The sequence below is a fragment of the Flavobacterium pisciphilum genome (assembly GCF_020905345.1).
Taxonomy (GTDB): Bacteria; Bacteroidota; Bacteroidia; order Flavobacteriales; family Flavobacteriaceae; genus Flavobacterium; species Flavobacterium pisciphilum.
This window is the reverse complement of the sequence record NZ_JAJJMO010000001.1, coordinates 846,696-860,287: the sequence shown is the minus strand read 5'-3', so window position 1 is coordinate 860,287 and position 13,592 is coordinate 846,696. Positions and strand designations below refer to the sequence as shown.

The window sequence follows — 13,592 nt, the reverse complement described above, 5'->3', positions numbered from 1 at the left end:
TTGGTAGTATTTGGCGGAATATTATCGCTGACCTCTTTGACGTTTTCGTTTCTTCTTCATCTTATTTGCAAAGTCTTGTTCTTCGTAATCTTCGCCCTGAACTTCGGGCAGTAAACCTCCTAATGCTTCAATCAAACCGTCTTCATTTTTATCCGTAGTTAAGAAATCGAATAAATGATGAGGTTCTTCTTTTGGAAGATCTACATCATTAATAGTAGATCGTTTGGATTGTACGGTAGGTTCTTTAATATCCGGTTTGATACTATTGTTCCAATAATCATTAAAGGTATTTGCAGAAAGTTCCTTTGCCAATCGTGAACCATTCCATACCGATTTTGAATTGTGGTCAATAAAAGTCATACCATAAATACGCCCTGTGTCATTTCTTCGTACCACCACATTGATACCTTGTTTCATTAACTTCTTTTTAAAATCCTGTTCATTATCTGTGGATTGCAGGGCAATGGTAACGACAGATTTTAAAGTCTGCTTGACGGGATGATCTTTTAATTTTGTTTTGCTGTTTTCAAAATGCAGTTCCAAACCCGCAAGTCCTGCGTTTTTTCCAAATAACGAAGCCTTGAATGGATGCCCAGCTCTTTCGCCTTTTTCATTTAATGGAATGTAGAGTAAACCCTGCTGCGGCTTGCCACGTAATTCGCCTTCGACCTTTTCTGTAGTAATATTAAATAGCGAAAGCAAAGCATTGTATTCGCCCAACGTTTGGAATTGGTAATAGTTTTGAAGATGACGAACGACGGATGCAATCTGACTTTTAATATCGCCAACTTTGTAATCTACCGGACGGAAAATCTTATCATTTTGCTTATGCTCTTTGTCCGTTGCAGGTATCAAATGATGTTGTTTTTCAAGTTCTCTACAAACATTCATCGACCGCATTTTCTCAAACTTGTCAGAAATTTTCTTACCGTTTTCATCTACACAAACCGAAACAATATGAATATGGCTGCGGTCAATATCGGTATGTTTGAATACTATAAAAGGCTGTTCTCCGTAACCCATTTCCTGCATATACTGTTGTGCCATTTCCCGAAATTTATCATCAGAAACCTTATCGTTTGGGTCGGGATTGAGTGAAATATGCAGCGTATGTTTTTCCGTATTGCGATTTGCAATTAGGTACGGAGCGAAAGATTGAGCCAATTGCGTCACTGTATATTGCCCGTTTGCAGTTTCAATAATCTTATTTGTAAACAGAATTTGTCCGTTTTCTTTCTCAATTTTCAGATTATTGTACGCCAATGCACCATATAAATTTTCGCTCCTACCAATTTTTGCTATCATTTTTTAGACTGGTTTTTCAGATATTCTGTTTCAAATTCTTCTGTTAATTCAATTATTTGTCGGCATAACATCGCCATTTCAGCGGTCTGTTTTTCCAGTTTAAAAAGATAAGCCGATGCTTTTTTCGGCGAAAAATTCTTGTAAAGCAGTTTAATAATCTGATTGTAATTCACGCCAACATTGCGAAATTGGCTGTGAAATGAGGTAAGTCGCATATAAAAATCAACGGTTCCTTTGTCAATCTGAATGGTCTTGATTGTCTTATCAAAGATGCAAGACTTAATAAAATGTGCCTTTACCTGCATACCTGATTTGTCAAAAAGAGCAAGAAATAGGGCGTGTTCCTGTTCGTTAAAAGAAACGGTGTACCGTATGGTCGCTGGATCTGTTTTAAGTGGACGACCTATGGTCTTCTTCACTTGTCTTCTGTTGTTCTCGTTCATAATTAATCCATTTTTAATCTATACAAAACCTCGACTTCGGAGAGTGTTTTTCAGCCCCCGGCAGGGCAAGTTGTTCTGCATCGGAAAATACTTTTGAGATGCTGAGAACACAACTTGCCGTGTTCTGTTGAACACAAAAATCCGCCCTGCGGGACGGATTAAATGTAACAGGGAAAAACGGCTCGATGCCGTTCCCGTTACCCTCCGATTTGTCAAAAGAATTTTGCATAAATCCATTAATAAAAATCATTGTACAAAGTAAAGCCCTGTTTACGAAAGCATTGTACTGTATAACAGTGCCAAACACTGCCTTTGAACGCCAAACACTGCCACACCGCAATCAGCGGTCAAATCAATCTCTTTATTTGCCGTATAATTTTAGTGCAGGTAGTAAAAAATGTATTTCAACAAAGAAGAAAATCAGGTTTGAAAACAAGCGGTTTGGAATAAAAGCATAGGGTTTTAAAAGCATAAAACAATAAAAGTGTAAAAGCATAAAAGCGGTAAAGCAATTTACCTGTTGCAAGTTTTGCCACTTGCCAAAGAATGTACCTGACAAGGCAAAAATGAAAGCAAATACCTGTGCAGAAAAGTACGCAAAAGGGAATGCAGGAATATAGGAATGAGGTAATAATCAGATAAACCAATATTCAATCCTGCAAAACAAATAAAGTGTGTAACAATAAATTTTTAAATAATGGAAACGACAAAGAAAACTTTAAAAATCAGTTTCTCCACCCAAAAGGGCGGTGTGGGAAAATCTACGATGACCACCTTGCTGGCAAGTGTACTTCATTACCGTTTAGGTTTTAATGTGCTGGTAATGGACTGCGACTTTCCACAGCACAGCCTGACCAATATGCGTGAACGGGATAAGAGAACCATAATGCAGAACGACTACCATAAAAAGGCAGCAATGAAGCAGTTCCAAGCCATCAACAAAAAAGCGTACCCGATTATCAAATGCAAGGCTGAAACGGCTCTGGAGAAAGCATCGGAATATAGAAGCCAGTCGGCGGTTGTACCGGATGTGGTTTTCTTCGACCTGCCGGGAACAGCCAATACCAAAGGCGTACTGACTACCTTGAAAAAAATGGACTTTATCTTTTCGCCCATTACTGCCGACCGTTTGGTAGTGGAAAGTACATTGGGCTTTACCAAAGCCTTTCTCGGACTTCCCCAAACGGACGAGGGCAATCCCGAACAAGAGATATGGCTGTTTTGGAACCAAGTGGACGGCAGGGAAAAAACAGGTTTGTATGATGCGTATCAAAGTGTCATCAAAGAACTCAACCTGCCCATAATGGAAACAAGGATAATGGATAGCAAGCGTTTCCGAAAGGAAACAGACGACACGGGCAGTTATGTATTCCGGTCAAGTTTGCTGCCTGCCGAACCACAGCTAATGAAAGCAACCAAAATGGATTTGTTTGTCGAGGAATTTTTAAAAATCGTTCATCTATAAAAACAGTAAAGTATGGCTTCAGATAACAAAAACAACGATTTTGAAAAGCCCAATGTTGATGAGGAATACCTTATGAACGTCATAAGTGGCGATGAGCCTGTTGCTCCACCGAGCAATAATAAAGAGCAGGATGTACCAAAGGAAACCAAGCCCAGGGAAAAAGCCCGGAATAGTTCATCAAAGAAAGCAGACTACGAGGAAACATTTTTGGTCAATCGGTTTCCATCGGGGCGTAACGGCAAGGTGGTTTATATACGCCCTGAATACCACGAAAGATTGCTCCGCATCGTTCAACTGACAAGGGAAGAAAGAACAACGCTCTACTCTTACATTGACAATATCCTTGAACATCATTTCAGGGAGTACGGGGACGATATTACCAATTATTTTAATGAACATTTTAAACCCATTCTATAATGAAGAAAGATAAAAAGAACAGGATTGCTGTTGCATCCGGCAACGGCTCCGATACAGTTAGCAATACGGCTAAGACAACCTATGAACAAGCATTTATGCAAATGAATAGGATGCAGAAAAGAGGCAATAAAAGCATATACCTAAGTCCTGAACATCATGAGCGTTTAACTCGCATTGTCCAGATTATAGGCGATGATAAAATACCCTTGTTTGCCTATCTCAATAATATTCTTGAATACCATTTTAAAATGTTTGAAGATATGATTACAAAAGAGTTCAACGAAAAGTACAAAGGCTTGTTTTAAAAAAACCTACGTTATGGAAATAGTAATTGTGATATGCATGCTGACGGTCATTGTCCTGCTTTTGCAGGATAAGATTGTTATTAAGAAAAGGACAAAACAAGAACCTCCGCAGAAGAAATTCAATCCGAACCTGCCCGATATTATGGGGCAACCTAAATCCGTAGAACGCCTTTCAGTGCCAAACACTGCCACTGAACGCCAAATTGAGGAACCGGAGATAAACCCTGCTAATTTAGACATTGAATACGACGAAAATGAAAACGTCGGCATTCAAATCCGCAAGGAAGAGCTGGACGAAGTTTTCAGTAATATGCCTGATTTGGAGGAAGAGGAAGAAGATTGGAATAGGTATGGAATATCCAGTGGCGATAACAGTCTTGCCCAAGGGGTTACCTTTGAAGAACTAAGCTCCGTAGGGGCGTTGCTCCAAAAAGAGAATTTGGAACAATCACAAAAGGAAACAGCGGTAGATATAGTTCAAAGAATACAGGGGACTGAATTATTCAGTCTGCTGGAAAATTCCATCGAGGGTGCCTCCCGAAAAATTGCCGAGCTTTTGGATAGCACACTCTCATCTGAAACGGAAGCCGGTTCTTCCACTTTGCGGAAAAATGATTTGAATGATTTTGACATTGGGGAGTTTGTATAGACTTCCCTTTGTCTTTTAAAATAAGAAAATATGGAAAATGGATTGCCTAATACCAATATAGAACCGGGCAGTTTGCTTGACCTGCGTTTGAATAAAGGCATGCTACCTACACTTGATATTGCAGGTCATACATTCTACGTGGATTTACGCATGAACAAACTACGGCCAAAGGACGACTTTATATCCAAAGGCATAGACTTTACTGAAATAAAAGATTATTATGACCGAGACAGACGGGCATTTGTTATTCCCTATAATCCAACAAAACGCGAATTTCAGCAGGACGATGTTTCTAAAATGACCGAACTGCCTACTGATATTATCATAGTGCAGTTTCCCAATCAGTATGAATTGGATATAGTGGGATGGAATAGAAAGCATGGTAATAGCCTAACTGATCAGGATGTGAAACAAATGCACTTTGAAGCGCGTACCCTGCCGTGGGTAGATACCAATGTGATTGAGCATATAAAACGTAATGTTGCCGAACAGCTACATCCAAAAGAAGAATATATTGTCAACCAGCCAAAGGACAATCTGTATAAGATACCAACCGATACACAAAGGGTACTTCCGACATATAAAGTATTCGGAACAGAATTTATCGTCGATGTCAATCAGTTGGAACTCCGTCAAAAAGCCAATCCGAAAAATGTAATTTCTCTATCCGACATGGAAGAAAAAGCAGTACAGGGCTACAGATTTTGGTACAGCCCAAACACAAAGGGCTTGACGACATATGCCGAACCAGGAGCAAAATTAGCAGAGATACCCGACTTTGTAAAACTCGACCCAACTGGGATGTCAAAGAAATATAATATTTCCGAAGATATTATGGCGGGAATGGACGATTTCAAACTAATGGTTAATCAGGATGCGTTCGATAAAATTGCTTACAAAGGTATTATTCCAACAATAGATATTGCGGGGCATACCTTCTATATTGACTTATTCAATGACAAATTGCACCCTAAAGATGATATCTGGTCACGGGGCATCATCTTTTCCGAACTCAAACATTATTATTCGTACAAAGACGACACCTATACAATTCCGTACAATCAAGGGACACATACCTTTCAGGAAGTGAGCCTCAATGTCAAGGAGGTTCCCAAAGACCTTATTGTTGTACAAATTCCCGGCAAACGTACCCTTGACCCAATTGGTCAAAACAAAGCGGGTGACTTAAATAGTTCAGACTATTTAAAAAAACATGGAGTGCAACTGAAATTTGACGCCAAAGTAATACCGTGGCATCAGACCCGTTTTGCGGAAACCGTAAAGCAAAACAATGGACAAGAAGTAAAGGTAGGACAAAAAAAATCTACTAGTCCAAAGCCAGAGGAAAGTGAATTCAGCAAAAGAAAAGGTCGCAGAATGTGAATTAAGCATGCTAAAAAGCTAGCTATTGGGCAGTTACCTTTTCTTTGAAACTGAAGTTTATTCTTTTGTTTTGTGGAAAATGATTTTGGAGAATTTTGACATTGGGAGTTTGTTTGATAGCAAGCTCCCTTTTCTATTTGCAATGCTCCCCATTTATTAATATTCATGAAACATACTCACTTTCATGTCGTTAAACTTGTTTTTAATAGAAAATAGAAACTAAAATCTTTTTTTTGGAAATTTATATCAAAAAATGGAAATAAAAATCTTGTTTTGGAAATTTATTACTATATTTGCATTTATAACTTAAGAAACAAATAAGCAAATGCTCAAATATTTCAGTATAGTACAAGCTCTAAGCAGGTCCGCATTGGCAACGCCGAATGAAGCTGTCACGCATCAAATTAGAAGATTAAAAGAAAGTCTGGAAAAAGATGGGTTTGCTAAAGAGGCAAAGTCATTGGAGGCTTTGTTGACTGCTTCTGAATCATCGCTTGACATGTCTCCAAGTAAAATCCAAAGATCTTTCGTTGTTTTAAAAGGCGAGGAAGTAACTCCTAAGACATCGATTCCTGTAGATAAGGAGACATCAACTCCATTGGCAGAGATTTTTTTTCCTGATGATCTACCAGAAAAAGCCCCAATGTTTGATGGTAATATCCAGCTTGCTATTCACTCAATTGTAAATGAATGGAGTAAATTCGATCAACTTTTAGAAATTAATGCTACTCCTGCTAGCTCTTGCTTAATTTATGGTGCGCCAGGAACTGGTAAAACACATTTAGCAAAATGGATTGCAAAACAAATTGGATTACCTGTAGTGCTGGCAAGGTTAGAAGGGCTTATGTCTTCGTATTTAGGAACTACATCTCGAAATATTGGTAATCTGTTCGCTTTTGCTAATAGGTATAAATGCATCTTACTTCTTGATGAGTTTGATGCAATTGCTAAACTCCGTAACGATCCACAGGAGGTTGGTGAAGTAAAAAGAGTAGTCAATACGTTGTTGCAAAGTCTAGATTCACGTCATGAAAAAGGTTTTACCATTGGTGTAACCAACCATGAAAGTCTTCTTGATCCCGCTATTTGGAGAAGGTTTGATATACAGGTTGAAATTCCTAAACCTTCTCCCGAAGTAATGATTCAATTACTCAAGAATTTTATTACGCCTTTAGAATTTAACGAAAGTGAGATTAAATTTTTAGCATGGTGCCTAGATGGTTCATCAGGTGCTGATGCAGAAATGCTTTCAAAATGGCTAAAGAGAGCTTTTGTCTTAGAAAAGAAAAGCAATATCGTAGAAGTAATGAAGCAATTTGCTGTACTCAACTCTGGAAGGGTAGACACAAAAAAGAGAAATGTTATGGTTCACAGTGATGAAGATTTTATAAACATGCTGTTAAACGATAAGGTTTACTCTTTTAAACAGAAAGATCTAGCATCATTGTTCGGAATGACCCCGTCAACTTTGAGTAAGCAGCTATCGAAATTTAAAGATTCTGAAAAAATATAAGTTATGGCAAATAGTCCTGTTCAAATAGTATTAAATAGCGATGCTTTTATCGAGGCATTAGAAAATAATGGTGGCGGTGGTTCTAAAGACTTTTTTGCCGGAAATGATACTGAATTCATAGAGCATCGAGATAACATTCAAAATCAGCTTAGTGAGATAAAGAGCATGCAATTGGTAAATAGTTTTGCTAAGGTTTCTTATGCGAAAGTTACATTAAAGCAAACGGCATTAGCAAAAAGTCATCGCCCAACTTCACAAGTTTTTAAAAGGGATGTTGCTCCTATAATTGGAGCTGGAGATTTGGGAGAATTATTTGTCGAACTGACGCCAGAAAGTATTGATAAAATAAATACTAAAGTTGGACAGGCTGAACCCGAAACAAGATATAAAGAAAAGAATGGGAAGAATGAACCTAATCCTTCAAGATTAAGAAGTGAAGTCGGTGCAATTGAAGGAATTAGCCCATATACTGCAAGTGACAAAAGGAATTTTTCTGTTAAAGAAGCCGTAAAATGGCTATCTAATCCTCAAACTGGCGGTTCGTATATGGTAGAATTGTTTGAAGCTCCTCCGGCGAGGCAAGATTGGGATTTACTAAGCAAATACAAATTCGATTTGTTTGATAGCTTTTTTGGCGGGTTAACCATTTTAGGCACAGGCTTATTTGTGTCAAGAATTACTACTGGTCAGGGCTCATCTATTGTATTTGGTATCAAATTAGAAAAAACCGATTCAACTCCTGTAATACAGCTTTACTCATCATCAACAGCAGGCAAATCAGGTGAGAAAAAATCTATTGACCTAAACTTGGAGAGACATAACGAATTATTAGAATATTTGGGAAATCATCCATTGGTAAAAAAAGTTACTCTTCCTCCCATCATTACACAAAGCTCAACTGTCAAGTCTCAGGTCAAAGGTGAAAACTTTACTGTTCTTGCTCCTGATCATGAAGGCTCATATCCAAAAATATGCGTTGTAGACGGAGGTGTTTCAGATGTTTATGGCGACTGGATAGAAGATCGTTGGGGATTAATTAGCAGCATGGACAAAGACGAAAATCACGGTACTTTTATAGCTGGATTAGCAATATTTGGCCAACAATTAAATGGAAAGGCTATTTGCAGGGAAATTGATGGTTGTAAAATTATAGATCTTGATATATTACCTCGTGCTGATAGATATAGCTCGTACTATTCAAAACCTCTAGAATTTTTTAATGAACTTGAAACTGCTGTTCAGGAATTAAAAGCTAGAACTGGAGTTCGAATATTTAACTTCAGCCTGAATATAGAAGAGCATGCATCAACTACAGGCTATAGCGTTCCAGCACAAATTTTGGACAAAATTGCAGAAGAAAACTGTAAATCGTCAGCAAAAAGTGTACTGATTTAGTTCAGAACTAAGATAGTGTTTTCATAATAAACAGAACAAAAAAATAATTAAATTTGATTTATTATGACAGCCAAAAAACCAATCAGTAATCCTGAAAATTATTTAAAAGACATCCGTCGCAAAACCAGAAGGATTTTCACGGCGGAGCAAAAGATCCTCATTGTGATGGAAGCCCTGCGGGCAGAAACTTCCATTGCCGAACTCTGCCGCAAGCACGCCATTCAGGAATCTACCTTCTACAAATGGAACAAGGAGTTTATTGAAGCCGGTAAGAAGCAGCTCTCCGGAGATACGCTCCGCCAGGCAACCTCCGAAGAAGTTTCAGCCCTTCGGGAAGAGAACCGAAAACTCAAGGAGACGGTCGCCGACCTCGTTATCCGCTACGACATTATAAAAAAAAGTTTGGAAATTCTGGAATAACCGAAAAATACAGAAAGTATATGAGGTTGTTACCTGAAGAAAAACTGGAAATCATCCAAATGGTTACCCGTAGTGAAATCGGCGTCAACAGGACGCTCAGGGAACTTGGCATTCACAAAAGCACCTTCTACAAGTGGTATAATCTGTACCTTGAGAAAGGTGAAGCGGGATTTCATTCTTCCCCTTCTTCTGGCAGAAGGCAGTGGAACAGCATTCCTGAAGAAGAGAAAAATCTGGTGGTAGAAATCGCTTTGAATTATCCTGAACTCTCCAGCAGAGAACTGGCTCATAAAATCACCGATGAGAAGGGCGTCTTCATCTCAGAATCCAGTGTTTATCGGATTTTAAAGAAAAGAGGGCTGATAACCGCGCCATCGCATATCCTGATTTCTGCCTCGAATGAATTTAAGGATAAAACCAATTTTGTTCACGAAATGTGGCAGACGGATTTTACTTACTTTAAAATTCTGGGTTGGGGCTGGTACTATCTAAGCACGGTGATTGACGATTTTAGCCGCTATATCGTTCATTGGGAATTGTGCCGAAATATGAAGGTGAATGATGTTCAAAGAACGATTGACCGAGCTGTGAAGAAAGCAGGTTTAAGAAAAGGACAAGTTCCGAAACTTCTATCGGACAACGGTTCTTGCTATATTACCGAGGAATTAAAGGATTATTTACACGATAATCACGGCATGAAGCAAATCCACGGAAAACCCGCTCATCCACAGACACAAGGCAAGATTGAACGCTACCACAGGACGATGAAAAATGTGGTGAAACTGCATCATTATTACAGTCCGGATGAATTGCAAGCCGCTTTGGAAGTGTTTGTAAACCGCTACAACAATGAGCGTTATCACGAATCTTTGAAGAATCTCACTCCAGCGGATGTGTATTTTGGAAGAGCCAACGAAGTCTTGAAGATAAGACAGCAGATAAAATCTGAAACTCTAAAAAGAAGAAAAAAGGAATATTACAAAAGAAAATTAATCGAAACCTAATTTTTTTTCTTTTTAAAAGCAAAAAACTAAACTTTAAATTCTATATTTGAAACAGAAAACACTCTCTAAGAAAAAGTACACTTTCTTTTGAAGACATACATTGTAAATCGTCAGCAAAAAGTGTACTGATTTAGTTCAGAACTAAGATAGTGTTTTCATAATAAACAGAACAAAAAAATAATTAAATTTGATTTATTATGACAGCCAAAAAACCAATCAGTAATCCTGAAAATTATTTAAAAGACATCCGCAGAAAAACCAGAAGGATTTTCACGGCGGAACAAAAGATCCTCATTGTGATGGAAGCCCTTCGGGCTGAAACCTCCATAGCCGAACTCTGTCGCAAGCACGCTATTCAGGAATCTACCTTCTACAAATGGAATAAGGAGTTCATTGAAGCCGGTAAAAAGCAGCTCTCCGGAGATACGCTCCGCCAGGCAACCTCCGAAGAAGTTTCAGCCCTTCGGGAAGAGAACCGAAAACTCAAGGAGACGGTCGCCGACCTCGTTATCCGCTACGACATTATAAAAAAAAGTTTGGAAATTCTGGAATAACCGAAAAATACAGAAAGTATATGAGGTTGTTACCTGAAGAAAAACTGGAAATCATCCAAATGGTTACCCGTAGTGAAATCGGCGTCAACAGGACGCTCAGGGAACTTGGCATTCACAAAAGCACCTTCTACAAGTGGTATAATCTGTACCTTGAGAAAGGTGAAGCGGGATTTCATTCTTCCCCTTCTTCTGGCAGAAGGCAGTGGAACAGCATTCCTGAAGAAGAGAAAAATCTGGTGGTAGAAATCGCTTTGAATTATCCTGAACTCTCCAGCAGAGAACTGGCTCATAAAATCACCGATGAGAAGGGCGTCTTCATCTCAGAATCCAGTGTTTATCGGATTTTAAAGAAAAGAGGGCTGATAACCGCGCCATCGCATATCCTGATTTCTGCCTCGAATGAATTTAAGGATAAAACCAATTTTGTTCACGAAATGTGGCAGACGGATTTTACTTACTTTAAAATTCTGGGTTGGGGCTGGTACTATCTAAGCACGGTGATTGACGATTTTAGCCGCTATATCGTTCATTGGGAATTGTGCCGAAATATGAAGGTGAATGATGTTCAAAGAACGATTGACCGAGCTGTGAAGAAAGCAGGTTTAAGAAAAGGACAAGTTCCGAAACTTCTATCGGACAACGGTTCTTGCTATATTACCGAGGAATTAAAGGATTATTTACACGATAATCACGGCATGAAGCAAATCCACGGAAAACCCGCTCATCCACAGACACAAGGCAAGATTGAACGCTACCACAGGACGATGAAAAATGTGGTGAAACTGCATCATTATTACAGTCCGGATGAATTGCAAGCCGCTTTGGAAGTGTTTGTAAACCGCTACAACAATGAGCGTTATCACGAATCTTTGAAGAATCTCACTCCAGCGGATGTGTATTTTGGAAGAGCCAACGAAGTCTTGAAGATAAGACAGCAGATAAAATCTGAAACTCTAAAAAGAAGAAAAAAGGAATATTACAAAAGAAAATTAATCGAAACCTAATTTTTTTTCTTTTTAAAAGCAAAAAACTAAACTTTAAATTCTATATTTGAAACAGAAAACACTCTCTAAGAAAAAGTACACTTTCTTTTGAAGACATACAGGTTATTTTCCAGCAATAATCTCGCACAACTCTCCAAATTTCATTACCTCTTCGTAACTATCTGTTGCGTGTAGAAAGGCGGGGTTTTTCTGGTCTGATTTATTAATAATATCAATAAATAACTTCATGTTTTCTAATTGTAAAGCTGAGAAAGAGTCGATATCCGCTTTAATTTCCTCCATATTGTGTGTATTCCTGTAATTGGTGTATTTACCCATGAAACCAACAAAAACATCAGATAGTTGTGTCAATTGGCTATCCTGAGAATCAACAAAAGAATAGTTTTTAAACTCTACTCCTTTATCTAGCATTCTATACCCGTTCAAAGCTTCTCGGATGGAATCCTCATTATCGAATATATGAGTTGAATTCTTGAAAGTGTAAATGGGTCTAAGATAAAAATGTGTCAGATCTGCCAGCAGAATATAATCTTTTTCATCCATAACAAAAGCTAGTTCGCCTTTCTTTTTAGACTCTTTCAATATCTGTCGTAACGATTCCAACCCAAAATGAAATTCAGGTAACTGAAGATATGCTTCAAAAAGATTACTCAATGCTTCAATGAAATCACCAATTTTCTCAGGTTTAACATTAGGATATTCGAAAGTATAAAAGAGTTGAATAACGGCATCTATTTCAAGACGACACAGTTTATAGAGGTCGTTCTTTAGTCGGTTGTCAAATCCAGGGCCTAATCTCATAGCCACATCAGAGTTCATGATAGCAGAATCTACAATGTCCACAATCGACCAATAGAGAATATTAAGACTTGAATAATGCACATAAAGATCACTATCCTTTAAAAAGTGCAAGAACAGGTTTAACTTCTGGGATTTGAGGCAATCAAGAAAATCCCCGAATGCTATATGTTTGAATTTAACTTCCTTAGCTGTTTTTTGCAATTTAAAGCTATCTATCAATGGCTGTACGTCTGGTACTTCTCCCTGATGTAGAAGTCCACCCAAAACGAAGTTTGCTGTAAATGTATAATTGAAATCATTTTCTCTTACATAGAATGTTTTGATGTTATTGGTTTCATCATAATAGAATATGTACGGTGTCGCAAAATCTACCCTTGGATTCAATAATCGGGCAAATTGATTAGCATCTTCTATTTCTGCTATTTCAAAATCTATCATAGTATTAACTTATTAAAAATAATAAGTGACTAAGTTATAAAAAATCCCCCTTAGACCGCCACCCACCGCCAAACAATTCCTTTGACTGCCACTTTGTTATCACGCCCTGATTTCTGAAACACCTTTGTCTCGAAAGCCCGCAAGGTGCGGGAAAACAGTAACAAATTAATGTGTTTCAATTATGGAAAAACAGAGAAAAAAAGTTTTGCTGGCAGCAATGGCAATGCTGTCAGGAATTGGTGCGTTCGCACAGGGAAACGGTTCGGCAGGTATCAACGAGGCTACCCAAATGGTAACAAGCTATTTCGACCCCGCAACCCAACTAATCTACGCCATCGGTGCGGTGGTTGGGCTCATCGGAGGCGTTAAGGTGTACAACAAATTCAGTTCAGGCGATCCCGACACATCGAAAACTGCGGCGAGCTGGTTCGGTGCGTGTATCTTCTTAATCGTGGCGGCTACCATCCTGCGTTCATTCTTCCTTTAATCCTTTGCT

General features: G+C 38.5%; 13 protein-coding genes. 10 read left to right on the top strand and 3 right to left on the bottom strand.

What is annotated here, in order from left to right; all coding sequences use genetic code 11:
* Positions 1-21: 21 nt before the first annotated feature.
* On the bottom strand, positions 22-1,305 hold the full coding sequence (gene mobB / locus LNQ49_RS03230; RefSeq protein WP_191179256.1) for a conjugal transfer protein MobB: 1,284 nt from the start codon (positions 1,303-1,305) through the stop codon (positions 22-24).
* Positions 1,302-1,748, bottom strand: a complete 447-nt coding sequence (mobA, locus tag LNQ49_RS03225) for a conjugal transfer protein MobA (protein ID WP_191179255.1) — start codon at positions 1,746-1,748, stop codon at positions 1,302-1,304. Before mobA ends, mobB begins: the two co-directional genes overlap by 4 nt.
* Before the next feature lie 697 nt (positions 1,749-2,445).
* Here mobA and LNQ49_RS03220 point away from each other — a divergent pair.
* The 9 genes from LNQ49_RS03220 to LNQ49_RS03180 all read left to right on the top strand — a co-directional run bounded on the left by LNQ49_RS03220 (position 2,446) and on the right by LNQ49_RS03180 (position 11,857).
* Complete coding sequence (locus LNQ49_RS03220; protein WP_191179254.1) at positions 2,446-3,213, top strand: ParA family protein; 768 nt, start codon at positions 2,446-2,448, stop codon at positions 3,211-3,213.
* A 12-nt stretch (positions 3,214-3,225) separates the two neighbouring features.
* Positions 3,226-3,630, top strand: coding sequence for a DUF3408 domain-containing protein (locus LNQ49_RS03215; RefSeq protein ID WP_191179253.1), 405 nt, complete (start codon positions 3,226-3,228; stop codon positions 3,628-3,630).
* Entirely contained in the window at positions 3,630-3,935 is a 306-nt protein-coding gene (locus LNQ49_RS03210; protein ID WP_191179252.1) for a DUF3408 domain-containing protein, read from the top strand. The genes LNQ49_RS03215 and LNQ49_RS03210 overlap by 1 nt, the downstream gene beginning before the upstream one ends.
* A gap of 13 nt (positions 3,936-3,948) precedes the next feature.
* On the top strand, positions 3,949-4,584 hold the full coding sequence (locus LNQ49_RS03205) for a conjugal transfer protein TraD (RefSeq protein WP_191179251.1): 636 nt from the start codon (positions 3,949-3,951) through the stop codon (positions 4,582-4,584).
* A gap of 30 nt (positions 4,585-4,614) precedes the next feature.
* Positions 4,615-5,967 carry a hypothetical protein gene (locus LNQ49_RS03200; RefSeq protein WP_191179250.1) on the top strand — a complete coding sequence of 451 codons (1,353 nt, stop codon included), beginning with the start codon at positions 4,615-4,617 and terminating at the stop codon, positions 5,965-5,967.
* A gap of 325 nt (positions 5,968-6,292) precedes the next feature.
* Complete coding sequence (locus LNQ49_RS03195) at positions 6,293-7,480, top strand: AAA family ATPase (protein WP_120181096.1); 1,188 nt, start codon at positions 6,293-6,295, stop codon at positions 7,478-7,480.
* A 3-nt stretch (positions 7,481-7,483) separates the two neighbouring features.
* Positions 7,484-8,875, top strand: a complete 1,392-nt coding sequence (locus LNQ49_RS03190; protein ID WP_191179249.1) for a S8/S53 family peptidase — start codon at positions 7,484-7,486, stop codon at positions 8,873-8,875.
* Positions 8,876-8,938: 63 nt separating this feature from the next.
* A protein-coding gene (locus LNQ49_RS03185) for an IS3 family transposase (protein ID WP_394369357.1) occupies positions 8,939-10,299 on the top strand; the annotation gives its coding sequence in 2 pieces (ribosomal slippage) (positions 8,939-9,277 and positions 9,280-10,299; 1,359 coding nt in all).
* Between the two features lie 197 nt (positions 10,300-10,496).
* A protein-coding gene (locus LNQ49_RS03180; protein ID WP_394369357.1) for an IS3 family transposase occupies positions 10,497-11,857 on the top strand; the annotation gives its coding sequence in 2 pieces (ribosomal slippage) (positions 10,497-10,835 and positions 10,838-11,857; 1,359 coding nt in all).
* A gap of 102 nt (positions 11,858-11,959) precedes the next feature.
* Here LNQ49_RS03180 and LNQ49_RS03175 read toward each other — a convergent pair.
* Positions 11,960-13,096: a DUF3800 domain-containing protein gene (locus tag LNQ49_RS03175; RefSeq protein WP_191180535.1), complete on the bottom strand. Its 1,137-nt coding sequence runs from the start codon at positions 13,094-13,096 to the stop codon at positions 11,960-11,962.
* 181 nt (positions 13,097-13,277) lie between these two features.
* Between LNQ49_RS03175 and LNQ49_RS03170 the strand changes: the two genes are divergently transcribed.
* Positions 13,278-13,583 carry a DUF4134 domain-containing protein gene (locus LNQ49_RS03170; protein WP_086949882.1) on the top strand — a complete coding sequence of 102 codons (306 nt, stop codon included), beginning with the start codon at positions 13,278-13,280 and terminating at the stop codon, positions 13,581-13,583.
* Positions 13,584-13,592: the final 9 nt, after the last annotated feature.